We start from the raw sequence: 26672 nt of genomic DNA on the forward strand, positions 1-26672 counted from the left end.
CGGCGGCCGTTACCGGGGTTATTATCCGCATTGGTGGCCGATACGCTCAAAGTCATCACGGAGCATTACGAAGAGGCATTCCTCGAAAACTTGTGGCATAACCGCTACCTGGTGTTTATTATTCCGCTTACTGGCCTCACTACCATTCACTTACTGCGCCGCTTCCTGTTCGGTGGCAAAGCCAACAAAGGTATCAAGGAGGTGCTCGATACGATCAACAAGAATGCGCACACATTATTCGGTGTACCTGACCAAATGCGTACTGTTTTTCAAGAAGTTCTTCGGCTCGCTGCAAAATGATTACGTCCGCATTATCGGCGGTTCACTGTTGATTTCCACCCTCATTTTCTTTGTTCCTAACCTGTATGGGGAGGGTTATGAGGGTATAAAGCACGTTTTTCAGCATGCAGGCACACCTTCGCTGGTGCTCATTTTGCCGCTATTGGCTGTTTTGCTGTTAAAGCCTGTGGCTACTTCGGTAACACTCGGCGCGGGTGGTGATGGCGAGCGGCAGCAATTTCCCCGTATTCAGTTTATACTTATCAGGTAAAACACGCCTAGGAGCCTATTTTTGCTCAATAACCGCCATCACCAGCGTGGCCGCATTGTGCGCGGCGACGTTGTAAAACTGGTCCATATCCTTCTTCGCTTTGCCGTCGGCCTTGTCGCTCAGGCTGCGGATGATCAGGAAGGGCGTATTTTGCTGGTAGCAGGTTTGGGCAATGGCCGCGCCTTCCATTTCCGTGGCGGCGGCGTGCAGGTCTTTGAGCAGCCTGCGGGTCGTTTTTTCGGAAGAAACAAACACGTCGCCGGTGACGATCACGCCCTTCTTCACGGCGGGTACAAAGCTGCCGTTATCCCGCTCCACTTTGGCAAGTTTCAGATTTTGGGACACCGCAAGCGCCTTCTTCACGAGCGCGGGATCGCATTGGAACTTCAACGGGTTTTCTGTTTTGGTAAATGGGTTTTTCGTAGCCCAGTAATGCATGCCGGCGTCGTCCACCTGCCCGAAATCGTGGTAGGCAATTTCCGTCCCGATCACCAGGTCGCCCGGTGCTAATGCCGGGTCCACACCGCCTGCAATGCCCGAAAACACAATTTCGCGCGGTTTGAAATGCTGGATCATCAGCACCGTCGTAACGGCGGCATTCACCTTGCCGACGCCCGTTTCGGCCAGTACAACCTGCCGGCCGCGCAGCTCACCGCGAATGAAGCGCACCTGGCTGATGACGGTATCCTGTTTTTGGGTCATCTGGCTTTCAAGAAGGACCAGTTCGGGCGGGAACGCGCCCAGTATGCCCGTAATGTCCTGGGACTGGGCTTTAAAGACAATGAGCAAAAAAAGGAACGTGAGCAGGGAGTTTTTCTTCATATTAGTTAAAAAATCAGCGCCAGAATGGCAAATAGGTCAATGATAAGGAGGGCGATACTGATGTCCCTGGCGCGGCCGGTGAGCAGTTTCAGGGCCGTCCAGCTGAGGAAACCCCAGATAATGCCCTGGGTGATGGAGTAGGTAAAAGGGATCAGCACCATAGCGAGGAACGCCGGGAATGCCTCGGAAAGGTCGTTCCAGTTGATGCGGATAACGGGTTTCATCATAAATACCCCCACCAATACCAATGCGGGCGCCGTGGCAATGGCCGGTACCGCGCTCAGCAAAGGTGAAAGGAACAGGAATGGTAGGAACAAAACAGCCCCGGTAATGGCTGTAAGCCCTGTTTTGCCGCCCTGTTCGATCCCAACGGCCGATTCGATGTAGGCCGTGCCGGGACTGCTGCCGACAAGGCCCGCGATGGTCGTCGAAATGGCGTCGACCATGAGCGACCGGCGGATATTGCGTGGTTCGCCGTTTTCGTCGAGCAGGTTGGATGCTTCGGCCAGCCCCACGAACGTCGAGAGGCTGTCGAACATATCCGTGAATACGAATGCCAGAATAATCGGCGTGAGGCTCCATTGCAGGGAATGCACGAAGTCCAGTTGGAAAAGCAGGCTGAAATCGGGCCGGGCGACGAGCTCTCCGATGTTAATGACCGTCTCCGCACCGCCCCACCACCGGCCGATAGGCCAGGCAAGCAGGCTTGTAGCGACAATGCCGATCAGAATGCTGCCTTTTACATTGCGGATGAGCAATATGACGGTAATGAGCAGCCCGACGATAAAGGTAATGGTGGGTGCATTCAGGTTTCCCAAACTGATCATCGTCGCGGGGTTAGGCACGATGAATTTCGCATTGGCAAAGCCTATCAGCGTAATAAACAGCCCGATGCCGGCCGCAATACCGAAGCGCAGCGGTTTGGGAATGGCTTTGACAATATAGGAACGGATATTAAACGCCGATAAAATCAGGAAAAACACCCCCGACCAGAACACCGTCCCGAGCGCGACCTGCCAGCTCAGCCCCTGGGTGAGTACGGCAGTGAATGTGAAAAACGCATTCAGCCCCATTCCCGGCGCTACGAGGATCGGGTTGTTGGCATACAATCCCATCATAAGGCTGCTGAAAAACGACACGAGGATCGTCGCGGTGAGCACGGCCGGGAACGGCATGCCGGTTTGGCTCAGGATCGACGGGTTCACCACGATGATATAGGCCGTTGCCAGGAATGAAGAAATCCCTGCCAGGATTTCGGTGGAGATTTGCTCTTTGCGAAGCCCGGAGAAAGAGAACATATCGTTTAGGTTTAGGTCAAATATATTCATTTAAATTCAATAGGAGGGCTTTTTTACGACCTGTAAGGGACTGGGGCGCGAAAATTGGTCATTAGTATTTCAGTAAGTTCCTATTTTGCATTGCTTTAAAAATTGTTCTTTTATCACCTGAACCATACATGCTTAACATTTCAAAACGGTGGGGGATAGCCCTGCTTGGCGGCGCTTCACTGGCGTCTGTGCTCCTGACCGGCTATACCTACACCCGCAACACCGCCTCCGATCGTCCGGACTCGCTGCAACTCGCCTCGTTTGTCGAACCCGGTTTTCCCTACATTTCCACGTCGGTGGATGCCCGCAAGCTGGGTGGCGGTTTCCCGAAGGATAACCAGGCAGCGCGCACCCTCGCATTGCAGCTGGGCGACAGCGCATATGCCTGCTTCGACACCGATTTGCTGCGGTGGTCGGTGGCGTGGACGGGCAAATTCCTGCCGATGGTGCTGATGGCGCAGGTGTCGTACAAGGATTTTTTTAACAAAAACAATAACATTGCCACTGTTCCGGGCACGCCTGTGCTCGCTACGGGCGCCTACGCGGGCTGGTCCACGGGCAAGCCTGCCTACCGGACGGACCAATCGCTGCCGCCGACCTGGAAAGCGCTTCCCGCGGAGCAGGGAAGATACAATGGCGTTTACATTTACGGCAACCGCTCGGTGTTGTCCTATTCGGTGGGAAAGGCGGAGATTTACGAAATGCCGGGCAGCGCGAAGTTCGATGGCGGCGTGGTATTGACGCGTAGTTTTCAGGCTGCGAACGCGGGTCCTGAGCTCTACCTGACGGCCGCGGAGATCGGTAATGCCACGGGAAGCGAGGTCAAAGGACGCATTGCATATGTGTACCAGGGAGCCGGGAAGGACACGGTAACTGCCGTTGCGGTTTTGGGTAAAGGAAAGGCGGACTGGCAGCCGGGAGTGGAAGAGGGGAAATATTTAACGGTAAAAGTACCGGCGTCCGCGAATGCCAGGGAAGCGACCGTCGCGATCTGGAAAGGGCTTTCGAAGGACAAAAAGGCATTTGAAAAATATTGTAAAACAAAACCCGCCGCATTGCCCGATTTCAAAAAGGGCGGCCCGGCATTGTGGAAAGAAACGGTGGTAACCCAGGGGAAACTGGCGCCGGATACCGCCGCATTTGTGACCGATCAGCTCACATTGCCATTGAACAATCCGTGGAAAAGGAATGTGCGTGTGGCCGATGTCGCTTTTTTTAAGGACGGCCGGGCTGCGGTAGTAACTTTCGATGGCGACGTTTGGACGATCGAAGGGACTGATCGGAGCCTGCAAAATATCAAATGGAGACGATTCGCATCGGGCCTGCATGAGCCGATGAGCATCGAAATCGTGAAAGACAGCATTTATGTTTTCGACCGGAACGGCATCGTGCATCTTCGTGACCTGAACAACGACGGCGTAGCGGATTATTACGAGAATTTTTCCAATGTAATGGGCCAATCGGCCGAGTCGCGCGAGTGGGCGGCCGACCTTGTAACGGCACCGGACGGTACTTTTTACATCGCCAAAGGCGGCAGCCTGAGCAATGGGCCAGGGATGACCAAGGTGACCGGCAAAGGTTTTCGAGCAGGTTCTGACCAGAATGGCGCGATCCTCAAAATCTCGAAAGACGGCAGAAGCGCGGAAATGGTCGCGACGGGGTTGCGCGGGCCCTACCTGGGCATTCACCCTACAAAAGGCATTCTCACCGCTTCCGACCAGCAGGGCAATTTTGTGCCATCGACCCCGATTTTTGTCATTCATCAAAACGATTATTTCGGCGTAGAACCGACGCTGCACCGCAAGGATAACCCTGCGGTAACGCCGCCATTGACATGGATCCCTCACAGCGTAGACCGCTCGGCGATTAGCCAGGTGTGGGCTACCAGCTCGAAAATGGGGCCATTGAATGGTAACCTGATCCATTTCTCATTCGGCCGGCCGGGGCTTTTCCGGGTGCTGATCGACAGCACGACGAGCATTGTACAAGGCGGCGTTTCGGTGATCAATGCCAATTACCCGGCGCCGACTTCGAAAGGCGCGATGAACCCGGTGGACGAGCAGTTATACGTCGCTGGTTTCAACCTGTGGGGATCGAGCTCGAACGGCATCAGTGCATTGCTGAGGCTCCGCTACACAGGCAAGCCGAGCTATTTACCTAACCATTTCCGCGCCGGAAAGCAGGGTATTATGCTCCGTTTCGATTCACCGCTCGACAAGGCCACTGCCTCCGATCCGCGGAACTTTGAGGTGAGAAGATGGAATTACAAACGCACCGAGGAATACGGCTCGGGCCATTTTAAACCCGACGGCTCGACGGGGCAGGAAATCATGCACGTGGCGGCGTCTTACCTCTCGGCGGACAAGAAGAGCGTGCTGTTGCTCGTGCCGGAAATGAGCGAAATCATGCAGATGGAGGTGACGTACCATTTGCAGGCGGCCGACGGCAAAAAGGTGAACGACCAGTTTTGGTTTACCGTTAATGAATCGACCGACGTGGATTTGAAGGGTTTTGAAGGCGTAGACCTGGCCTTATTGAATGCGAAACGTCCGGAAGCGACGCCGGTTGCCGTGGCCGAAACAGCGGCGTCTGCGGAAAAAGGCCGCGAGATTTTCCAGAAAATGGCCTGCGCAGGCTGCCATTCCGAAGGGACCCGCACGAAAGGCATGTACGGCCCGCCGTTCCAGAACCTCTACAAGTCGGAGCGGACATTCGATGACGGTACGAAGGTCGTGGCCGACGAAGCCTACCTGCGCGAATCGATCCTGACGCCTTCGAAACGCATTGTGAAGGGTTATAATGAAGAAATGCCGTCGTTCGTGGGCGTGCTTTCCGACAATGATATCGAGTCGGTGATTTTGTATATCAAATCGCTTTCAGGGAAATAACCGTGGCACGGCCACCGTGGCCGCTCCACGGCGGCACCGGCTGTTTTACAGTAGTTACGAAATATCATCCAGGCTGAACGGCAGGCGGCGGATGCGCTGGCCCGTTAGGTCGAAGATCGCATTGGCGAGGGCCGGGGCAAACGGAGGCAACCCCGGCTCACCCACGCCGCCGGGTTTTTCGTCGTTTTCCATTATGTGCACTTCAATAGGCGGAATGTCGGCCATGCGGGGCATCGGGTAGGTGTCGAAATTCTGCTGTACCGCCTTGCCGTCCTCGAATGTCGTTGCGTGGGTGGTGGCCGCGCCCAGTGCCATCACGATGGCGCCTTCAACCTGTGCGCGGATAATGTCGGGGTTGACGTACCAGCCGCAGTCCATCAATGCAACCACTTTTTCGATTCTCACCTTACCTTCCGCATTGCGCATCACCTTTACGGCATGCCCGCATATGCCCGTGAAGGATTCGGTAAATGCAACGCCCCAGCCGGTTTTCCTGCCGCGCGACGACCAGCCGCACAGCTCTGCCAGTTTGTCGACGAGCGCCCGGTAACGCGGGTCGGGGAGGTGTTCGCGCCGGAACCGGACCGGGTCTTTGCCCGCCAGATGCGCCATTTCATCTATAAAACTCTCGCATGCGAACCCGCTCGTGGACGCGTACACGGAACGCCACCACATGACAGGGATAGGCGAATGCGTGCCCGTGCCGCCGAAACTATAATGTGGGATGCCCTTACGGTAGGCGGGGAGGAGGCCGTCGAGGTCGCCGGTATTATAGCCGGGAATGTCGGGCACGCCGGGCGGCTGGGGCGACCATTGCTGGCCAAGCCATTGGGTAGCCATATTGGCCTGGAATGCATGCAAGTGACCTTTGGCGTCGAGTCCGCCCTTCAAAGTATAGAATGCGCCGGGGCGGAACGGGCCGGCGGTCATGTCGTCTTCCCGTGTCCACACCACCTGCACGGGTGCCTGAATTTCTTTGGAGATGAATGCGGCCTCGTAGGGATAGTCGTTGAAGCCTTTTCGCCCGAAACCGCCGCCCAGGAAGGTCATATGCACCGTCACGCGCGCGATCGGGATTTTGAAATGTTCGCTCAGGTCGGCTTGTATCCAGTTGGCTTCCTGGATGGGTCCCCATATTTCAATATTATCCTGCCTGACGTCGGCAATGCAGTTGAGCGGCTCCATGCAGCTGTGCGACTGGTAGGGCGTTTCATAGGCTACTTCCAATTTTTTAACGGTACGGGCATACTCGACTTCGAATTTGGGTTGCTGCCCGAGTTTTTGCAGGTTTTCCCGCATTTGTTTTTCCAAAGACGCGGTATTCTGGTGTTCAAAACCAAGGTCTTCCCATTCCACTTTCAACAACTTCCGGCCTTGCATGGCTGCCCAGAGCGAGTCCGCAACGACAGCTACCCCTTCGCAGAACTGGTAAAAAATGGGCCTGTTTACCTTTAAAACCTGTATCACGCCCGGTACTTTGCGCGTTTCGGAGTCGTCGAAGCTCCTGACTGCTTCGCGGAAGCGCTTGCTCCGTTCGATGACGGCGTATTTCATGCCGGGAAGTTTTTTGTCCAGACCGAAAATGGCTGAACCATTGGTTTTCAATGGAATGTCTTTCCGTGGCGCAGACTTGCCGATGATTTTGTAATCGGCACGTTTTTTCAGTGAAATGTCGGTTGGAGGTGTAAGCAGGGCGGCTTTGGGTGCCAGTGCGCCGTAGGAGAGTTTTTGATTGGAAACGCGATGGATCACCGCGCCGTTTTCCGCAAAGCATTCCTCTTTGGGGACTTTCCATTCGGCTGCCGCGGCTTCGACCAGCATTACCCTCGCACAAGCACCCGAGCGCAGCAGGCGCGGCGCCCACCCGCGTACGGAAAAACTGCCCTCTTGCGGCTGCGGACCGTATTTTTCGGGATTGGCAGGTGCGAAAATAATCTGTACGTCTTCCAACCGGACTTCCAGCTCTTCGGCCAGCATTTGCGGGAGGGCCTGGAAGGTGCCCTGGCCCATTTCCGACCGGTTGCACACTAATGTAATCTTGCCCGAAGCATCGATCGAGATCCACGACATGAGCTCCGTGCCGGGGGCGATGCCGCTTGTGCCGGGATTGATGATATCCGGCAGGTTTTGTCCATCCGCCGGCAGATAAGCGGCCAGGGTCAACGCCGCTCCGGACCAGGCAGCCTGGCGCAGAAATCCCCGTCTGGAAATGTCCTGTAATTTCATGGCGGAAGGTTAATGGGAATAGCTTGCGGCGGTTTTAATGGCTTTGCGAATGCGCGGATAGGTTCCGCACCTGCATATGTTACCGTTCATGGCGGCATGGATCGCCTCATCGTCGGGATTAGCATTCCCTGCCAGCAATGCCGCGGCCGACATGATCTGTCCACTTTGACAATAACCGCATTGAGGCACCTGCTCGGCGATCCACGCACGCTGTACCGGATGAGAATTATCGTCTGAAAGCCCCTCGATGGTCGTTACCGGTTGCTCCCCCACTGCGGACACCGGAAAAGAACAAGACCGCACGGGAGCTCCGCTTAAATGCACCGTACAAGCCCCGCACTGCGCGATCCCGCACCCATATTTAGTCCCGGTGAGGCCAATCAGGTCGCGGATCACCCACAATAATGGCATCTGCTCATCCGCATCGACGGAGTACTTTTTTCCATTGACAGAAAGCTGGTACGAAGGCATAGGCGACGTTGTTGGAAGTTAGGAATGTCTGAATGTAAACCACCCGCCCGCCGACGGCAAATCGGATTGATAACGTGCACGATTGGCGGGATGAAATGCACCCTGGAACCGCTTGTGCCTGCGGCGATGCCGGCTAATTTTCTTTTGATAAGCGATCGCCGCCGGTCGGACATTTGATTTGGAGCAGGTAGGGGGAGTGGCGCAAATTGAGGGGAAAGTATCAGCAAACTCTTCCTTACAATGGATTTAAGATTCTACGAGAATATTCCCAGTGGTCTTGGACAGATTTTTTGGTTTAAGAGCGAGGGAAGGGACACCATTTATAAAGCCATTATTTTTCGTCCGACGGGCGATCCGGATACTTTCGAGCTGGTATTGGGAGAATTAAATCCGGACGGGTCTATCGATACGATCATGCGGAGCAACAACGGTGACTCGGACCGTGTTTTATTTACTGCGGCCAAAGCCGTTGCATTTTTCCTGAGCGAATATTCCGATAGCTATGTGGTAATTGAACCAAACACCACATCGCGCGCCCGTTTATACCGGATGGTTATCGATAAGGAACTGGACGATTTGGGGGAATATCTTAATATTTGCGCGTTTGACGGTCATCTATTCGAGTCGTTTCAGCGCGGGAAGAATTATGTCAGATATGTGATTTCAGTACGATTTGATTGATCAGTAACCTAAAAACTTGTCAAATGGCAGCGAAGACCGACAACGAACAGAAGCGGGACGCAAATTGGCTGACCGCCGAAAAACTGCAAGAACTCCGTCCCATCATCGAAGCATCCGCCCAGGAAAAGGTCGACCAAATGGTCGCCCAATGGACGCCTGAATTTCGGGAGGCATTACGAAAACACAGGGAAGAGCGGAGAATGCGGTTGTAAAAAAAAGGAGGCGGTTTCGACCGCCTCCCTCGGGTTAACTTTATTAACTTATTAAGCTACCATCGTCGAAAGTCTGTTCAGATCCAATGGCTTTTGTTCAATGCCGAATGCTTCCCGGAGGCTACTCATGGACGATTTCTCATCATGCACCATTTCCAGCAAATTTCCCAGATAATCCGCTTTACGGCGGTTCAGGAAGGTGTCGGCTTCGGGAGAGTTACGGTAGATGGCGGTGAAGCCTTTACCCTGGCGCTCGATGATGCCCCAGGCGACGAGGGCGTCGAGGAATTCGAGGGACGTGCCGCTGTGCAAGCCGAGTTTCTGTCGGATTTCGGATACAAACAGCGGACCGTCAGCCAGTTCGGTGAACAGTCCCAGCCTGACGGCGGTCATCAGCGGTTTCGCAGACCAGAATCCGGTTCCGATCCGGATGATGTTTACTGGCGTAATTTCTTGCTCTTGCTCAATTTCAATGGTAATCATGGCTAGTTGAAGTTAATGTTCCGGGAGGCAGGCGCTCCCACTGGAATAAAACATGCGCGAAAATAGTTTGGGAAATTCAACATACAGACAACCAATGTGATGAATTGCCGAAAACAGGGGTTAAACCGTTCGAAAACCGGTGTAAGCTGCCCGGTGTTTTAACGACTATTTCGCAGAAACCTTTCAAATAGTTGCATGAAATTTGATTTGGGCAGAGATTCAGGGCTTTATGATTACCTGGCTGGCTGTGGAGCCGTCGGTAAATACGGCGCGCACCAGGTATCGCCCCGCTGTCAATTTTTGCAATTCTGTAGGCGCAGGCAGGCGGCCGGCTTGCAATGCGAGTTTGCCTGAGAGATCGAAAAATGCAATCTGATGGACCTTTTTGTTTTTGGCGTGCAATGAAAACGGCATATCCGGCGTGAGTGGATTGGGAAATGCGACGGCTGCCGTTTCGCCCGATTCAATCCAGCAAACGCGGCTGTACGCAAACGTATGGTCATGGTCGATCATTTTTAACCTGTAATAGGTGATCCCGGTGCGCATTGCCTGATCTGTAAATGCATAATCTGTGTCCGCAGTGCCCATGTTGCGGCAATAGACGTCGGCAATCCTTGTCCAGTCCTTCGCATTCTTGCTCCATTCGATTTCGAAATGATCACTGTTTGTTTCGGTGGAAGTGGTCCATTCGAGCAGATTTGCCTCGCCTTCGTGCCTGACGGCGAACGAAGCGAGTGTGACAGGCAGCGGGTTACGCGGGTCTTCTTCTGCAAATAGCTGTGCGAATTCGGGGAACATGCCTGCGGCTTGCAGCTGGCTGCTTGGCACAAAGGTCCCGTCATCTTTTGACGCATACAAAATCGCCGGAAGAGTCCCTTCATAATGGGCAAATACCGGCAGCGAGTCCGGCTTGGGCGTAGTCAACAGGAAATCGTTTTCCCAAATATCGAAAATGCTGATATCCGGATCGATTTGCGGTGGAATCTGCGGGTTTTGCGGCAGGTTAAGCGGGTCGCCGCATGCCGTCACGTCAAATGTTACATCATGCGTCGACTCCAGGTCCCGGCGACTGGGGTAAGTCCGTGTGCAAATGACCTGGTACTGGCCGGGATGCTCCGCCTGAAAAGTAATCTGATCGCCGGTAGTCGTAAAAGTTTGCTGCGTAGGAAGCACCAGCCAGTTATGTATATACTGCCCACCCGACGGCGTCGCCAGCGAAACGGAAATATTCGCCGTGTTCCCTTCCGTAGCGCGGCTTTGATTGAACGGGTAGCAGACATTGTAAACGGAAATGACGGGCTGGGGCGGAATCGGGAGGGCAGGGCAAGTGGTACCCCCGGCGAGGAGGTTTTCGGACTGGCCGATGAGTGTCCAATCTAGAAATCCTGCGTTGATATGAGCGCTATTTTCATTTCTGCCATAAATTTGTGCGAACGGCGTCTGCCTCGCCGGGCCCGTTACGGCATTTACAGCGTCAACGTCAAGTAATTTCCGTTGATTTTGTGTATTTACCGGCCCGGTGTAATCAATAGAACTAAAAGTTGGGACGAAGCAAAATGGGAAAGTTGATGTTTTTGAAAATAGCTTGTTTGGAACAGAGTATTGCGTAACCCCGCCGGGCAGAAAGTCGTCATTGAATGAGCTGTTGTAAGTGAGGGCAACGCCGAGTCTTTTCGCAAATATGCCCCATGTAGCAAATCGACAAACATTTGTATTTTGGCCAGGCACATTTGTGTGTACATCAATATTGCTGTTCTGCAAGCCAAAAGGTGTCCAGCTTCTCAGTATCCTGCTCCCGTAGCTAAATCCGGCTAGGTCGCCATTTTCCTGAGCGATCATACTTCCATTTATCACTGCAACATTTCGGCAACTTACGGGATAGCCCCCGTTTCCGAGATTGTTGAGATTTGTCCGGAAGGCATTATATGCTGGCGATTTCGACCCGACCCCTCCGGTCATCGCTCCGCCCCAGTGCATGAGCATCTGAGAAGCAGCCGGTGTTGCCATTGCATTGTAATAGTCCCTCCATCCCTTCGCAAAAAATTTCAGGGTCACCTGGGTAAGAAGTGTCGGACTGGATTCCCATAGGAGCTGGGTCATACCAACCGGAACATTGGCACCCTGATGCGGGGTGTCAAAACATATCAGCAGTTTTACATGGTGCTGGATACCATCCACTTCCATTTTGCGGATGGCATATCGGGCTACCAGCCCGCTCATACTGGCACCTATGACTACATTATCGACGTTGCCCTGTTTAATGGAATTGATTTGCTGTATAACTGTCTGCATCACCTGTGCATTATTTTCAATGGCGGCTCATGCGTCATCATAGTCGACCAGCACTAGATCGTACCCCTCGCTTAGCCACTGACTCAACGGTGTTCTAAAACGCCCTTCTAGTACGTCCAGATTTTGATCATTAGCCATGTCAAATCCTTCTGCTACGATCACTGCCTTGTCCAAAACAGCGTCGCATCCGTTAATGATCCGGATTGTTGCGCCTGCAACCTGAGTCCTGGCATTTTGAAGTGTAGAATCTATTGTCAAAATAGGAGCGGAGGCGTGAAACTCCATCGATGGTGGCACGCGGTCAAGTTGACGGACATCGACATATGTTTGAAATTCGCAATTTATTGATTCACTAACTATTTTGATGTTGATAGAATGTCTGCCGATGGTGTTAAAGCGGTGGTGGATTGACTGTTCGCCTGGGACACAAGATTGGAAACCGAGTCCGTCACCGAAATCAAGAGCTATCCGGGCTGTTTGTACAGAATGGTTTGAAATAAAAAATTTCGAACTGATTTTAAACCAGACATCGGCTTGGTATATGTCTTGCTGCAAGGCAGCGACGTATATGATTCTAAACTTATCATAAGCCAAAAAATTGGCTGCTCGTCCTGCCATTTTCCGAGTCTCGTTATCGCGTAGCTCCTTATCAGTCAGATAAATGGCTTCTAAGTCGATGACGCCGATCGGAATTGTGTCATTGCGGGTAAGTTTGGACGGATTGGTTTCCATCAATTGTTCCAATCGCGGTATGTGCTTATCATGATCGCGCAAATCGGCATCGAGAAGGCGTTGATAGAGGTTATGCCACTCCTCGACTGAGACGGGTGTCGGGGCGTTAGCTAATCCCTTGGAGACACTTTTCAAATAAGCTATTTCATGAGGTGTGGTAACCGCGGCATTCATAAAAAGAACATTTTTAAAGCCGGTAAGATCAAGCTTATCGAGTGCTTTCTGCCGTACGGTTTGGTAATCCTGGCCTAAAATATAAGAGCATGGCAAGAGGTAGGACATCAGGATCAGGCATAGCTTTCCTGTGTCAATTTTTTTTAAATGCGTCATCGTGTATGTATATATTTATTTGAATTAAATTTTACTTAGGTTCCAGCTCGAAATCCCATTGCGTTTTTTTACCAATTTCGGCAAAGCAGCAGCTGTGTGTTTGCTGCCCATTCCTGAACAGTTTTGAAAGTTTATAGTGGTTGTAGTATTTTGGATTATCAATTGAAAATTCCGGTATAAAGGTGTCCAGTGCATTATATTTTTTTGCCACATCCAGATTAACGGTGTACGTGCCGTCCTTTCCTGTTAATGTTTTAAAAATTGGAATTCCTCCTTGAAATGATCTCGTTCCTGTCACCAAAATCATAACACTATCCACCGGCTGCTGATCCTGATCGACAACTTTACCGAATACAATTGTGGTTCGGTCTTCTTTGCAAGAGAACAGGAGTCCTATTAGTGCTCCCGCGAAGCATAATAGATTGAAGACTTGAAATAGATGTTTCATCAATTCATCGTTTTAGATTTAGCGCATTCGATTCAAACATTGGTTTCCAGGTTACTTAGGCGCGAGCTCAAAATCTCATCGCGTTTTTTCGCCAATTTCTGTAAAACAGCAGCTGCCGACTTTCTGAGCGTTTTTGTAAATGTTTTCTATTTTGTAGTGCGCTTCAAATTTGGGGTTTTCTGACAAATACGGAATGAATATGTTCAGTGTGTGATATTTTTTTGGAACATCAATCGTAAGAGTATATCCACCCAGACTATCTGTAAAAGTGTGATTCAGTCGTTCCGGAATAGCGCGCGATCCGGTCGCAATAACCATGATGCTGTCCACTGGCTGTTGTTTTTGATCAACAACTTTTCCGAAAACGACTGTTGTTTGATTATCCTTGCAAGAGCAGATCGTCAGCAACATTATTGCTAAATGAAATAAATTTCGCATTTGAACATAATGGTTCATCTGAGTGTATATGAAAGATTTATGTATAATAATAGGGTTCGCGCCGTCTTTACTTGGGTGCTAGCTCGAAATCCCACTGTGTTTTCTCACCAATATCCGCAAAGCAGCAACTTGTTGTTTGCTGACCATTCCTGTACATTTTTGAAACTGTGTACCGGGTATAAAATTTTGGATTGTCAAATGACGAGGGAGGAATGAAAGAATTCAGCAGTCCATATTTTTTGCCTACATCAAGTTTGATGAAGTACTGGCCATCCTTTCCCGAAAAGGTCTGTGCAAGCGGTACTGCGTGAAATGATCTTGATCCAGTGACCAATATCATTATACTATCCACTGGCTGCTGATTCTGATCCACAACTTTGCCGAAGACGATGGTGGTTCGATCCTCTTTGCATGAAAACAGGATTATCAATAGTATCATTATTGAATATGACCCATTGAACCTTGGCGTATGCCTCATATTTTAAGTTTGTCTAGATTGAGATCTGCGGCATGGACAACCGGACAAATATTGTTCAAATTTTATCCACATTTATTGATCGATTAAGGGTAATGTTTTGTCGGTGGAGAATGGTTAATTAACGGTTTTGAATGCAGTACCACCGGGCGGTTCTCCCTGTTTTGTAAATGCATTTTTGGCAATTGGAATGGACAAAGCAAAAAAATCCCCTCCTCCAAACGGAAGAGGGGATTCCATATATCTAAAGCAGTAATCTTAGAAGCTATACCGCAAGCCGATCTGTACCTGGTAGGGATTACCCGAAGGCGTTACCACACCAGCCGTGTTTACGCGGTATACGTATTGGTTTTTGGCCTGGTCGAATGCCGGGCGGGCGGGGTTGCCGTTGGCGGCCGGAACGCCGAGTGCGTAAAGCGCTTGTGTACCCAGGGATTTGTTGCGGCCCCATTCCTTGTTGAGGAAGTTGGCGAAGTTGAAAATGTCGGCTGAAACTTCGATCGCGTGCGTGCCGGCGATTTTGATCCGTTTCGAAGCGCGCACGTCGAATACACCGTAGAAACCGTTGATACCGCCGTTTCTTTCGGCGATTTTGCCTGAGTTTTTCGTGATATAATCCTTAATGCTCTTGCTCGCATCCGGGTTGTCGAGAATCGCCTGGAGACCGGTTCTTACATTTTCTGGCACGTTAGGGTCGTTTTTGTCGAATACGAACGCGAGGTCGTTAGTCCCTACGAAGTCGCCGTTGGTGTTACCGCCCGAAAGCAGGGTGTAGCGCGTGCCGCCGATGCCGGAGTAACGTACGCCCACGCTGATGCCCCAGAAGCTCGGCGCCGATCCGTAGAATACCACTTTGTTGCGGAACTGGTTGTCGGAGTACGACATCAGGCTCAGGTTACGCGGATCGTCCCTAACCGGCAAGGAAAGCGTCGCACTGTTGGCCACGTTGCCGTTGAACGACGTATTGTCTTTCACATCATTATAAGTGTAGCTCAATGTAATCTCCCCGTCACGGAAATACTGGTATTTCACGTCGGCTACAAATGTGAATGCATTCACCTTGCCCTCGCTGTTCAGCTCCAATACGCGACCGAATTGGGTCGATTTTCGCCCTTTGAGCCAGTCACCGGCACCGTTGGTCGGCATATTGGTACCGCCAGGCACGTATACACCGCGGTTACCTTCGTTGGCGAGGCGGAAGAACGGATCATCTACCATGTTTCTGTCAACATACATATAGTTGTTGCGACCCAATGTCATGTAGCCGGTGATACCTACTTTCAGCTTATCGGTCAGGTATTTAGAGTATGAAACGTTGGCTTTGTACATGATCGGCACGCGGGCGTCCTTGCCGTTCGTGTTGATCGTCGGAAGCTGGAATTGCGCCAGGGTCGGGATGCTGTTGTAGTTCGAGCGGTAAGCGGCGAAGTCCGGGGTAGGGATGTTCGGGCTGCGTACGTCGACCGTCGCCAGGTGCTTTCCGTCAAATGTAAGGTTGTTGATTACCACGTAGTTGTTGATGTCCGAAGCAAATACGCCGGCTCCCAGACGGAAAATGTCGGTATGCTTGTCGTTCACGTCCCAGGTGAATTGTACACGCGGCTGCACGACAAACGATTTGATTTTATAGTCGGTGCGGATCTGCAAGGCGTCGTACAAAGTCTGGTTCAATGGCGAGCTTGGATAATGCGCGTAATCGAGGCGAAGACCGGCTACCACATCGAGGCCGGTAGCCAGGCTGGTTTTTAACTGACCGTAAACGCCTGCGTTCCAGATTGTTCCTTTTACAGACCAGTCGTCCATCAGAGGCACTTCACGGTAGTAACGATAAGGTTTCAGGTCGTTGAACTGGTCGAGGGCAGTTTTGCCGTTAGGCGCATCCACAGTGTAGTGGAAACGACCGTTCACTTCCGATCCGTAGGTCGAATTCGAGCGGGTCATCATGATGTCCGCACCGAAAGTGTACTCCACTTTGTCGGTATTATAATACAGGTTATTAACCAATTGAAGCACATGGTTGGTAAAACGCTCCTGCGCAAAACGGTGCCCGCCCATCTGGATGTTAGTCGAACGGGAGTTGCCGTCGCTCAAAACAGAGTTCACGTTCTCCACGATCGCTCTTGGAATGTTAGCCGAAGGCAGCTGGTCGCCGGGGGCACTTTTTTGTTTTACAAACAAATGCTGCACTTTCAGCTCGTTGGTTACTTTGGAATTCAGGGTCGAACGGAGCGATGCGAGCAGGCTGTTGTCCTGGTTGAAGTCGTTCCCGTATGATTCGTAGGCGTTGATCGTCGTGTTGTCCGCCAGACCGAGCTTGTTGCGGTCGTTGGTGTAATTGTTACGGATGGTCAGCAAGTTACGGTTGTTGAGCTGCCAGTCGAGGCGGAGGAATGCCGCGTCGGAGCCGCGTTTTTTGTCGAATGTTCCAAACTGCGGGGTATTGGCCATGCCGTATTTGGCACGGGCGATTTCTACAAAGCGGTCGAGGGTCGAGCGGGTCACGTTGAAACGGTTTTCGTCAACCGGGCTGAGAATGTCTGCGATAATCAGCGGACGGCTGTCCTGCTGGTGGTCCCAGGCCATGAAGAAATGCAGCTTGTCTTTCAGGATCGGCCCGCCCAGTGAGAAGCCAAATTGGTTGGTAGCGAACTTGTTATTGATTTTGTTACCGCGAATATCATAAGGGCTCGACAACCAGTCGGCGCGGGTGTAGTTGAATGCGCTACCGCTGAGCTGGTTGGTACCCGACTTCGTCACGGCGCTGATCGTACCACCGCCGCTGCGTCCGTAAGTAACATCGTACTGGTTGGTAACTACCTGAAATTCACGTACCGCCTCGATGGAAATCGAATACGGCGCACCGCTTCGGCTGGTAGTTGCCCCTGCCGATGTCGGGTTTTTAGAACTCATACCGTCGATGGTGTAGCCTGTCGAAGAACCGAGCTGGCCGGAAATGTTGCCGCCGCGGCTCAATGGCGAGAGGTCCATCAGCGATGTAAAGTTCCGTCCGTTTACCGGGAGCCGGGTAATGTCGCGGGCCGAAATGGCGGTGGAAGCACCGATGTTTTCAATCTTGTTCTTGATACCCGAAGCCACAACGCTCACTACTTCAAGCGTTTGACCCGCTTCTTTCATGTTCAGTCTCACCTTCACGGCATCGCCCTGGTGGAGGAGATAACCGGTCAGTTTTTGCTCGCCAAAGCCTATGTAAGTGGCTGTAACTGTGTAAGGTCCGCCCAATGGAAGTTCCTTGAAGGCATATTCGCCTTTTGCGTTGGTGACGGTACCCGTCGTAAAGCCGGTCGATTCATTTTTTACCTGGACCGTAGCACCGGCCAGGGCCGCATTCTGGTCGTCGGTAACCGTACCGGCAATCGACGCCTGCGTAGTTTGAGCCCTGAGTGCCAAGATGTTGCCGAAGCAGCAAAGCAATGTCAGGACAATAGGAAGTAAAAATCTCTTATGCATGAGCATGTTGTTGGTTAAACAAAATTTGCCGCAAAAGAAGAGGATCTACTTGTCCAGGGTGTTATTGAATTGTTATGTAATTGTAAAGTCGTAAACGCTCCCGATTCTACCCTTCGGCGTATTCGGCACCGAAGCGGGCAGTTACAGGCCATGCGCAGTTTGCCGTAGACGGAGGTTACCTACAACGACCGCCGCAGGATCACCGAAAACGGGTTCGCCACGTGACGGCTCACGCCCGTCAGGATCATGTCCGCCGCGGATCTGCCCATGGCTTTCCAATCCGATGAAATGGTGGTGATGCCGTTCAGCATTGCTTTTTTTGCATCATTGTCCTGGTAGGAAACAATCCCGACATGCCGGCCTGCGATCATGCTGGTATTGTTGATAATGGTGCGAACGAGGAACATCAGCTGTTCGTCGGAAAGGACGATGAATGCCTCGCCGTCGCGGACCATGTCTTTGGTAAGCGCTGCTGAAATGCGGCAAATGAGGTTGCGCTTCGAACAGGCGCTTGTGAAGGCGTCGCGCAGCGCAGGCGGGTAGTAGGTAAGTTCGGGGAAAATGAGGTTAATGCACTGGTATTTGCGGAGGCTTGGCGCGAGCTCCTGGATTGCCTGGTCGATGTCCCGGCTGAAATGCTCGAAAACGGTCCCGAAATGGCCTGCCAGGCCGGGTACTTCCTTGTCGAGGATGATGAGCTTGTCTTTCGGCAGGCGCTCGATGGCCTGATAGCCGCTTTCGGGATCGTCGAGGAAATGGGGGATCACGGCGATATGCGAATAGGAGGCCTGTTTCCGCCGGATCAGCGCGCGGAAATGTGCCGCACTATGGTGGTAAATATGAAAATCGATAATGGCTTTGTGTCCGATGCGTTCGATCAATGCGTCGTAGACGGCTTTGTTGTATTCATTCAGCTGATTGAACAGCACCAGCACTTTCAGCTCGGGCGCCGGGTCCAGGCGGTTGATGTAGTAGCTTTTTCCATGCTGCGAGGCCAGTATTCCCATGTCCCTCAGGTTATTATAACTTTTTTCAATGGTGCTCCGCGATACCGCGTATTGGCGGCTGAGCTCGTTGATCGACGGCAGCCGGTCACCACGGTCCATCAGGCCTGTTTTGGTGGCGTGCAGGACGGCTTCCACGAGCTGCTGGTACACGGGCTCGGACGAGTTCCGGTCGACGGTGAAATGGTCTTCGAAGTTGATTTTTCTCATGATTTCTGCGCAGGGCCTGATCGCGGAGCTTAATTTAAAAATAATGCGGGCGCGGAAACGCGAATCAGGACAGAAAGGCGGAAATCAGCCGCGGAACCCGGTATTTTCTCTTTCAAGGTGTATTTCACAAAATGCTTCCGAAAGCTTTCCAGCCAGGGTTAGGTTAGCGGGCAAATCTTCCGGTTTCGTGCGGTAAAAGGAGCTTTCCATCGATTTTGTTTGTGGTTTTTGCCAATTGATGGGAACTTGTAGAGAAACAAGCACCCAGCCATTGATGAAATCCCGGAACAGCCTTACCATTCTCACGCACGTAACCATATGGTCGCTGCTGGGGTTCATACTGCTTTTTTACCCGCCTATCTCGTGGAGCATCACGGTACCACCTAATTTCTGGGTAAAGCAAGCGCTCAACCTGGCGATCATGCTTGCCGCGTTTTATGCCAATGCATTATACGTTGCTCCCAGACTGCTTTTCGAACACAAAAGCAAAATCCGGTTCGGTATATGGCTCGTGGGTGTGGTGGGTGCTTTCATGGTCGTAGCGCGGGCGATCGAGGTGAAACTGAACGTGCTCGCCGATATGTCGAAAGCGATGAATAAGCCGCCAAAAAGTTCATTTGGGCTTGATTATCACCTTTTCATGATCATGCTGCTTGTGATGGTGACCAGCACGAGCCTCGCGATGGCCCGGCGCTGGCAGACGGATGCGCAAATGCGCGAGCGGATCGAGAAACAACACATTGCCTCCGAGCTGTCCTTTTTGAAAGCGCAGATCAACCCGCATTTCTTTTTTAATACCCTTAACAACATTTACTCGCTTACGTACTCCGACATCCCCGTGTCGCGCGAGGCGATCCTGAAACTGTCGCGGATGATGCGGTACGTGCTGTACGACACATTGAGCGATGCCGTGCCGCTCCAACAGGAAATATCTTTTTTGAAAGATTACATTGCGCTCATGGCCCTGCGCCTGCACGAATGCACGACACTGGAATTTAAAGAGCCGACCCCCGACAAAGACTACTGGATCGCGCCGATGCTGTTGCTGCCGTTTGTTGAAAATGCATTCAAGCATGGGTCGAGCACGATGCTGCATTCGCGGATCGAAATAGCGCTGAAAGTGGGCGAGGGGGTATTGTCGCTCCGGGTTTTTAACCATATTGCAGCCGAAAAGGATGGTTACCAGCTCGATCAGGGCGGTATCGGCCTGGCGAACACGCGCAAGCGGCTGGACCTTTTGTATGCCCACAAGCACACGCTGGTAACCCATGAAAATATCGAACAGAGAACTTATGAAGTGTTGCTGACCTTGCAGCTCGACCATGAAAACGTGGCGCAGGTGGCCGAGCCCGTATGAAACTGAATTGCATTACCGTCGACGACGAGCCGCTCGCGCTGAACCTCATCAGCGCATTCGTGGAGCAGACGCCTTTTCTCGAACTGAAAGGTAGGTTTGGCAACGCCGTGCAGGCCTTGCAGGCGCTTCACGAACAAACGATCCATTTGATTTTTCTCGACATACAAATGCCGGACCTGAACGGAATGGAGCTCGCGCGCGTGCTCAGCCAGTCGGGTGCGTCGGTGCAAACGCGCATTGTGTTCACGACGGCCTACAACCAGTTTGCCGTCGAGGGCTACAAAGTGGACGCGCTCGATTACCTGCTCAAACCGTTCGGTTACGACGAATTCCTGCAAGCTGCGGCCAAGGCGCGGAAGTATTTCGAAGTGTTGCAGGACAATTCGCCGGCGGAAGTGTCTGATAATTATATGTTTGTCAAATCGGATTATAAGCATATCCGCGTCGATTTCGATGCCGTGACGCATATCGAATCGGTGAAGGATTATGTCAAAATCCATCTTACGCCGCCGCTGGGCCCGGTAGTCACACTGAGCAGTTTAAAATCCATTGAAGAGAAATTGCCGCCTGCGCGTTTTTTGCGCATTCACCGGTCGTTTATCGTATCGGTAGCGAAGGTGGATTCGGTGAGTAAAAATGCTGTGCAGCTGGGGCCGGTGGAGATTCCGGTGGGCGAGCTGTATAAGGATGCATTCAAGACATTGCTCGCCCGCTGGATCTGAGAAGCGGTCCTGTCGGCGTTAGTCCATATCCTTGTAATGCCGCACTTTCTGAAACATTTCAATGAGCGTGGTCACTTGCAGTTTTTCGAACAGCCGGGCCTTGTAGGTACTCACGGAGCTCTCGGTCAGGTCCAGTTTGGAGGCGATTTCCTTGATCCAGAACCCTTCAATGAGCATGTCCATGATCGTGATTTCCCGGGCTGAAAGTTCGAGCAGCGGATTGTCGGCCTGGTAGTTATGCTTATCGAGTTGGTTGAGGAGCTCCACTTTAATGCGCGGGCTCACGTACCGGCCGGTATCCACGACGGACAGGATAGCCGCGCGCAACTCTTCGGTATTAGAATTTTTGGAAACAAAGCCGTTCGCGCCGGCTCGCAGATAATGTATGCCGTAAATCCTTTCTTCAATGGCCGAAAATATCAGTACGGAGACGTTTTTCTGAACACCTCGTAATGCCGGTATCATTTCGAAGCCCAATCCTTCGGGAATCTGAACATCCAGAATAATCAGATCCTGCTGTCTTGCGCTGAGCTCGGATATGGCGGCAGGGAACGATCCCGCTTCGTGAATGGCGGCATCTTTGTATAAGTCTTGTACGAGAATTTTGGTGGCCAGTCTGATAATCTGATAATCTTCGACAATTAAAATGTTTTTCATCCAGACATTTTCAAATACAAAAAATCAATTCCATTTTTTAGTGGAAGGTCCAGTGAAATTATCAGTTTAAAACGAGATCCCGCGGCACAAGAAGTACAATGCTTTCAAGGTCGTTGAACGCTAATTCTGTTCAAAATCAATGGATAGCTGAGGGTGATTGTTTGCCCGCATTTCAACAGGCGTTTCAATATCAAAACTAAATTCGGAAAATAAAAGGAAATTAATTGTTCTGATAATTATTTTGACAAAAGTTGTCGTTTTCGCTACCTTTTGTATAGTTCTTGTCAATAGGAAAGTTCAGCATTTCCTTGCATGATTCCGGCAATTCAGACAGAACTTTGAGCGCTTCACTGCTTCCTGACGCTGGCATATATACGGCAGACCGTAACGTCATCATGTTCAAGTACTAATAGAAGCGGTTAGCGAGCGGTTGATAAGGGCTGGATCGCGGCAGTAAAGGCATTTTTTCAGCCAACGAACGGGCTGCTCGCTCTCATTCGTCCGAGAAGCGCCCATCCGGGCCGGACCGGCGATTACTTCCGAGGGCACGGAAAGGACAACCATGATTATATTCACGGCACGATTCGCCGGGGAGGGAAGTTATATTCTGTTCTTCTGCAAAGCTGCCAGTACATTGGCCCGGTAGGTGACGCCGATCGGTATCTTCCGCCCACTGTTGGTGGTTATTTCATTACCTTCAATTTCGCGGATTACTTTTTTATTGACAATGTAGGAGCGGTTAACCCGTAAAAATTGCGCGGGTGACAATGCTTCTTCTATTTTCGCCATCGTCATATGAATAATCGCGACGCGGTCTGCCCAGTACAATTTAAGGTAATCGCGCATGCCTTCAATGAAATGTATTTCGCTTGGTGCTACCTTAATGAGTTTCTTATTCTCTTTTAATAATAGGAAATCATTTCGTGTGCCAGTAAAGTCCGTATCCTGCTCGGATTCGTGTACATCCTTCGTCGATGAAAACGGTTCGCGTACCGGCTCAGGGCTGGCCGGCAAATGCCGTGGTGCCCGGCCCGTATCGACCTTGTTGACGGCTTTCAGGAAACGTTCGAACGAGACGGGTTTGAGCAGGTAATCGGTAAGCTCGTGCTCGTAACCCTCCAACGCGTAGGAAGGGTCGGCGGTGATCATGATAATGGCGGGCCGAGCGGCCGGAAGTAGTTTCAAAAGCTCAAATCCCGTCATTTCTGGCATTTCAATGTCGAGGAACACAATGTCCGGCTTTGTCTCACGGATCAGGAAAAGGCCATCCGTGGCGCTTTCCGCGAAGCCGGCCAGTTCCAGGAACGGGACCTTCCGCACATAGGATTCAATCAGTCGGCGTGCATCAGCCTCATCGTCTACAATAATACACCGCAACCTGCCGGGAGAGAACATATGCTGAACTTAACTTCGATTCTAAATTTCATTCGTCTGCAATAATATAGGTATTGGTCGAAATAAATGCATGATTCGGCGAAATTATTTTAGTCCGAGACGCATTTAGGATTACTTTAAACCCGCAAAGAATAGAGACTTGTTGAAAGAGAAAATGACACTATTGGCCATGAGAAAAAGACATAACAAAATTGCATTGACAGGCGGGCCTATGACGTGCCAGCCTCTGCTACATATTAACCGCGATTATACTTCATTTGCAAACATAGCCGGTGAGCCGGCGCTGCACAGTTTAGCTTCATGGAAATTAAACTGACGATCTCCAACTTCCAGGTACCCGCATTCCGTTGATTTGGTTGTTCAATTTGGATGTTTCTTCGAAAGGAATAATTTTTATATGGTCAACTATATACGCGTCGGTACTGGAAAACGTTACCTTTTATAAGTAAAATGGGTGCTTAAAAAATGAAAAGCTTCTGGCATTTTGTCAGGAGCTTTTTTGTTTTGCAATTATATTTTCTGCGTATTTAGCAATTAGATTAAATGAAAATGAATTCAGTTTGTAGCTAAAAATTGACACGATAGATTTGTATTGCAAAGACCCATATTTTTTCTTCAAGCATTGGCTTTTGTGCCTGCTGCATAGAACGCCATGGCATTCGCGGACAGCACCGACGGTTCTGGATACACGTTTGTGTGAGATCGCTGTTAATACATAATTTTTCGTATATAGATAAGCGTTCATAATGATGCTGCCGATGCCATATGGCGAAAAGCTGCGTATGGCGGCGAAGCGCCAGGCACCAGAGGCTTTGGTGAAGGAATGCAAGGTGATTACCAATGCTACATGGGTAAAATGAAGTTTCCAGCGAGACCGATTTCGAGTTCTAACCTCCCCTGAACGCCCTGCAAGTCAATTCCTGCGAGTCGCTTGACCCGTAGGGATTAACCGCCTTGTTTGGCGTTTTTCAAGTCGTCGTTGGTGATTTTACGGCCAGAGCCTTGCTTGAACAGCCCGCCGAACTCCCAGTTAAGCGACAATTTGACCGACCGCAGCAAGTATTGGTTGCGCATTACCGAATGGAATTCTGGCGAACTGATCACCTCCTTTTGCGGCCGGTAGGCGCCAAACGGGCTGACCGTCGTGAGCGTGAGTGTGAGTTTGCGTGCAGGGAGTTCTTTTTTAGCTGAAAAACTATAATAGAACCATGCCCCCTCGAAGCCCTGCAGCTCGATGCTCCGGGCATCGTAGTCGCCGTATGCCTGCACGCTGAAATGCTTCGGCAGCTTCCAGCTCGTGTTGATGTTAATGCCCCAGGCTGCTCCTTGGTTGTCGATACCGAGCGCGCCGCTTTTAAAACGCGCATGTCGGATGTTGGCGTTGGAATTGATTTTCCAGTCGGGCAGCGGCGAGAACGACGTCGAAACATTGATACCGTACTGCGCATTGGAAGCGAGGTTCTGTTTGGTAGTCGTCGCTACGCCCTGGCTGTCCATTGTCACGATGCTCTCGATGGAGTTGTTGGTTTTCCTGCCAAATGCGGAGAAGTTCAGGAAGAGGTCGGAGTTCATTTGCAATGCGTATGTGAATTCCATCTGGTTCAGTTCCTCTGGTTTCAGAGAGGGGTTACCTACGACGATATTCTTCGGGTCCTGGCTGTCGCGATTCGGGTTCAGGTCCCAGATCGACGGCCGTGAAATGCGTTTGGTATAGCTCAATGTGAGGTTGTTATTGGCATTCAGTTTTTTGAAAATCGTGGCGCTTGGCACAAAATTCCAGAAATCGCTCGTGAAATGTACGCCGGCATCACGCTGGGTACCTTCGAGGAAAGTGCCTTCCACACGCGCACCTGCATGCAGTGCCCAACCATTGTTCCATTTGAATTTTAGCTGACTGTAAGCCGCCAGCACATCCTGGCGGTAATCGAAACGGTCGGTACGCGACGGCACGATCGTGACTTCGTTGGGCGAGCCGTCTTCGCTGGCCTGCACCTCGTATTGGCTTCCCACGTTGCGCAAAATCGCCTTCATCCCGCTTTCCAGCGCATGTTTCCCCGACGGTGTGAGCGGCAGGATATAGTCGCCCTGGAATGTCCATTCGCGGTTGTGGGTGTTGTTGTTATTGATTTCACGGTAAATGAGAAACTGCTCATCGTCGCGCTGGAAGGCATTATAGTCGTAATTGTCGATCGATCGGTTATGCTGGGCCATGAGGTATAACTCTTCGCCGGGCTTCCTGAATTTTTTAGTATAACCCAAATTCAGATCAATGCCTTTGTTTGGCGCTTTGGTTTTTACAGACTGGAAAAACTGGTCGGCCACCTGACCGTCGGGCGTAAGCCGGCTGTTGCGTTGCTCGCTGTTCTGGGGCCAGTTACCGAGCCATCCATTGACCGAAAAATTAAATACATTGGCGCTGTCGGGCAGGTATTCGATCTGTAAATCGCCCGAGCTGTGCGGCTTTGCATTGTCCCGCACGATTTCCTGGCGCACCTTGCCGGTTTCCACGCCGTTTTCAAAAGTTGTACGGTCGACGCTCGACAGCTCCTTGTTGCGGAAGCGGTGCAAATGCAGGGTGGAGCTCACATTCCATCTGTCGCGGTTAAGCGCAATGCGGGGGTTAATGGCTTGTTCAAGATTCCCGCCTACGACCTCGATCGTTCCGCTCGTGCTCTGGCTGCCTTTTTTGGTAATAATATTGATAACCCCGGCCGCACCTTCCGCATCGTAACGCGCGGAAGGGCTGGTAATCACCTCCACCGACTTGATAGACCCGGCAGGCATCATATTAAGGGCATCGGCTGCATTCCGCGCCATTTGTCCGGAATACTTGCCATTGATGAGGATACGCAGGTTGGAATTTCCGCGCATGGTCACATTGCCGGCGGCGTCTACATTCAGGATAGGGGCTTTGCGGAGCACGTCGGCGGCTGTTCCACCGCTGTTGCTGATGTCCTTTTCTGCATTATAAATGAGCATACCGGGCTGCTGCTCTACGAGCTGCCGCGTTCCGGTGACAGTCACGGCGTCGAGCTGCGTCACGTCCGGGACGAGGCGGACGGTCCCGAAATCGTAGGGCGCTGTGGAGGTGATTTTAAATGCGAGGCGTTTCTGGCGGTATCCCACGAATGATAGGTTAATGAAATAAGAGCCGGTTTGAATGTCGGTAGATTTGAAAACGCCGTTTTCGTCGGAATAGGTAAGCGCTACCACTTGCTGGCGGTCGTCGAGAATGCTGATCGTGGCAAATTCGATGGCTTTCGAGGATGCAGAATCCACGAGGGTACCCTTGATGAGGAAGCCGGGCAAGGTTTGTGAAATACTGATTTGAACGCAGGTAGCTACGATCAGAAGGGAGAGCAGAGGTCGGAAAAAGTACTGAAATCTCATGAAAGAATACGGCGTTGGTACGCCAATGTGTTGAAATATTCGAGGCATGATGATGCCCTTTGAAAGGGAGTAGCACAAAGGCCCATTTCCCGA

Annotated in this window: 21 protein-coding genes; 7 read left to right on the plus strand and 14 right to left on the minus strand. The window is 51.4% G+C overall.

Annotation, left to right across the window (positions count from 1 at the left end; all coding sequences use genetic code 11):
* Nucleotides 1–33 precede the first annotated feature (33 nt).
* Both H144_RS34485 and H144_RS0128640 read left to right on the plus strand, forming a co-directional pair.
* A complete protein-coding gene (locus H144_RS34485; RefSeq protein ID WP_157505232.1) occupies nucleotides 34–300 on the plus strand; it encodes a hypothetical protein in 267 nt (88 codons plus the stop codon).
* The gene (locus tag H144_RS0128640) at nucleotides 224–550 is read left to right on the plus strand and encodes a chloride channel protein (protein WP_084600045.1); all 327 of its coding nucleotides are present in this window, start codon (nucleotides 224–226) and stop codon (nucleotides 548–550) included. The genes H144_RS34485 and H144_RS0128640 overlap by 77 nt, the downstream gene beginning before the upstream one ends.
* Before the next feature lie 15 nt (nucleotides 551–565).
* On the opposite strand, the gene H144_RS0128645 is transcribed toward H144_RS0128640, so the two are convergent.
* Both H144_RS0128645 and H144_RS0128650 read right to left on the minus strand, forming a co-directional pair.
* Entirely contained in the window at nucleotides 566–1372 is an 807-nt protein-coding gene (locus H144_RS0128645; RefSeq protein ID WP_019945567.1) for a 5'-methylthioadenosine/adenosylhomocysteine nucleosidase, read from the minus strand.
* 5 nt (nucleotides 1373–1377) lie between these two features.
* Nucleotides 1378–2670: an NCS2 family permease gene (locus H144_RS0128650; protein ID WP_019945568.1), complete on the minus strand. Its 1293-nt coding sequence runs from the start codon at nucleotides 2668–2670 to the stop codon at nucleotides 1378–1380.
* Nucleotides 2671–2828: 158 nt separating this feature from the next.
* Here H144_RS0128650 and H144_RS0128655 point away from each other — a divergent pair, with 158 nt between their 5' ends.
* Nucleotides 2829–5588, plus strand: a complete 2760-nt coding sequence (locus H144_RS0128655; RefSeq protein ID WP_019945569.1) for a DUF6797 domain-containing protein — start codon at nucleotides 2829–2831, stop codon at nucleotides 5586–5588.
* Between the two features lie 54 nt (nucleotides 5589–5642).
* On the opposite strand, the gene H144_RS0128660 is transcribed toward H144_RS0128655, so the two are convergent.
* Together H144_RS0128660 and H144_RS0128665 are read right to left on the minus strand one after the other, a co-directional pair.
* Nucleotides 5643–7814 (minus strand): xanthine dehydrogenase family protein molybdopterin-binding subunit, encoded by a 2172-nt coding sequence (locus H144_RS0128660; RefSeq protein ID WP_019945570.1) that lies wholly within the window; start codon nucleotides 7812–7814, stop codon nucleotides 5643–5645.
* A 9-nt stretch (nucleotides 7815–7823) separates the two neighbouring features.
* Complete coding sequence (locus tag H144_RS0128665; RefSeq protein ID WP_019945571.1) at nucleotides 7824–8285, minus strand: (2Fe-2S)-binding protein; 462 nt, start codon at nucleotides 8283–8285, stop codon at nucleotides 7824–7826.
* A gap of 240 nt (nucleotides 8286–8525) precedes the next feature.
* Here H144_RS0128665 and H144_RS0128670 point away from each other — a divergent pair, with 240 nt between their 5' ends.
* Nucleotides 8526–8966 carry a DUF6934 family protein gene (locus tag H144_RS0128670; protein WP_019945572.1) on the plus strand — a complete coding sequence of 147 codons (441 nt, stop codon included), beginning with the start codon at nucleotides 8526–8528 and terminating at the stop codon, nucleotides 8964–8966.
* A gap of 23 nt (nucleotides 8967–8989) precedes the next feature.
* Complete coding sequence (locus H144_RS0128675; RefSeq protein ID WP_019945573.1) at nucleotides 8990–9178, plus strand: hypothetical protein; 189 nt, start codon at nucleotides 8990–8992, stop codon at nucleotides 9176–9178.
* A gap of 51 nt (nucleotides 9179–9229) precedes the next feature.
* Here the strand turns inward: H144_RS0128675 and H144_RS0128680 are convergent, their stop codons facing one another.
* The 7 genes from H144_RS0128680 to H144_RS0128715 form a co-directional block, all read right to left on the minus strand.
* Nucleotides 9230–9661 carry a methyltransferase family protein gene (locus H144_RS0128680; RefSeq protein WP_019945574.1) on the minus strand — a complete coding sequence of 144 codons (432 nt, stop codon included), beginning with the start codon at nucleotides 9659–9661 and terminating at the stop codon, nucleotides 9230–9232.
* A gap of 219 nt (nucleotides 9662–9880) precedes the next feature.
* Complete coding sequence (locus tag H144_RS0128685) at nucleotides 9881–11953, minus strand: T9SS type A sorting domain-containing protein (protein WP_019945575.1); 2073 nt, start codon at nucleotides 11951–11953, stop codon at nucleotides 9881–9883.
* 27 nt (nucleotides 11954–11980) lie between these two features.
* A complete protein-coding gene (locus H144_RS0128690) occupies nucleotides 11981–13015 on the minus strand; it encodes a hypothetical protein (protein WP_019945576.1) in 1035 nt (344 codons plus the stop codon).
* A 31-nt stretch (nucleotides 13016–13046) separates the two neighbouring features.
* Nucleotides 13047–13463, minus strand: coding sequence for a hypothetical protein (locus H144_RS0128695; protein ID WP_019945577.1), 417 nt, complete (start codon nucleotides 13461–13463; stop codon nucleotides 13047–13049).
* 75 nt (nucleotides 13464–13538) lie between these two features.
* On the minus strand, nucleotides 13539–13901 hold the full coding sequence (locus tag H144_RS0128700; RefSeq protein ID WP_229208023.1) for a hypothetical protein: 363 nt from the start codon (nucleotides 13899–13901) through the stop codon (nucleotides 13539–13541).
* 733 nt (nucleotides 13902–14634) lie between these two features.
* The gene (locus tag H144_RS0128710) at nucleotides 14635–17844 is read right to left on the minus strand and encodes an outer membrane beta-barrel protein (RefSeq protein WP_026351070.1); all 3210 of its coding nucleotides are present in this window, start codon (nucleotides 17842–17844) and stop codon (nucleotides 14635–14637) included.
* Nucleotides 17845–18023: 179 nt separating this feature from the next.
* Nucleotides 18024–19058 carry a GntR family transcriptional regulator gene (locus tag H144_RS0128715; protein ID WP_019945581.1) on the minus strand — a complete coding sequence of 345 codons (1035 nt, stop codon included), beginning with the start codon at nucleotides 19056–19058 and terminating at the stop codon, nucleotides 18024–18026.
* Between the two features lie 274 nt (nucleotides 19059–19332).
* On the opposite strand from H144_RS0128715, the gene H144_RS0128725 reads away from it, so the two are divergent.
* The gene (locus tag H144_RS0128725) at nucleotides 19333–20415 is read left to right on the plus strand and encodes a sensor histidine kinase (RefSeq protein WP_033403469.1); all 1083 of its coding nucleotides are present in this window, start codon (nucleotides 19333–19335) and stop codon (nucleotides 20413–20415) included.
* Complete coding sequence (locus tag H144_RS0128730; RefSeq protein ID WP_019945584.1) at nucleotides 20412–21137, plus strand: LytR/AlgR family response regulator transcription factor; 726 nt, start codon at nucleotides 20412–20414, stop codon at nucleotides 21135–21137. The genes H144_RS0128725 and H144_RS0128730 overlap by 4 nt, the downstream gene beginning before the upstream one ends.
* An 18-nt stretch (nucleotides 21138–21155) precedes the next feature.
* On the opposite strand, the gene H144_RS0128735 is transcribed toward H144_RS0128730, so the two are convergent.
* From H144_RS0128735 to H144_RS0128750, 3 genes are all read right to left on the minus strand, one after another.
* On the minus strand, nucleotides 21156–21794 hold the full coding sequence (locus tag H144_RS0128735; RefSeq protein WP_019945585.1) for a response regulator transcription factor: 639 nt from the start codon (nucleotides 21792–21794) through the stop codon (nucleotides 21156–21158).
* A gap of 600 nt (nucleotides 21795–22394) precedes the next feature.
* Nucleotides 22395–23189: a LytR/AlgR family response regulator transcription factor gene (locus H144_RS0128740; protein WP_019945586.1), complete on the minus strand. Its 795-nt coding sequence runs from the start codon at nucleotides 23187–23189 to the stop codon at nucleotides 22395–22397.
* A gap of 945 nt (nucleotides 23190–24134) precedes the next feature.
* On the minus strand, nucleotides 24135–26579 hold the full coding sequence (locus H144_RS0128750; RefSeq protein ID WP_026351071.1) for a TonB-dependent receptor: 2445 nt from the start codon (nucleotides 26577–26579) through the stop codon (nucleotides 24135–24137).
* Nucleotides 26580–26672: the final 93 nt, after the last annotated feature.

It is taken from the genome of Dyadobacter beijingensis DSM 21582 (assembly GCF_000382205.1).
Classification (GTDB): Bacteria; Bacteroidota; Bacteroidia; order Cytophagales; family Spirosomataceae; genus Dyadobacter; species Dyadobacter beijingensis.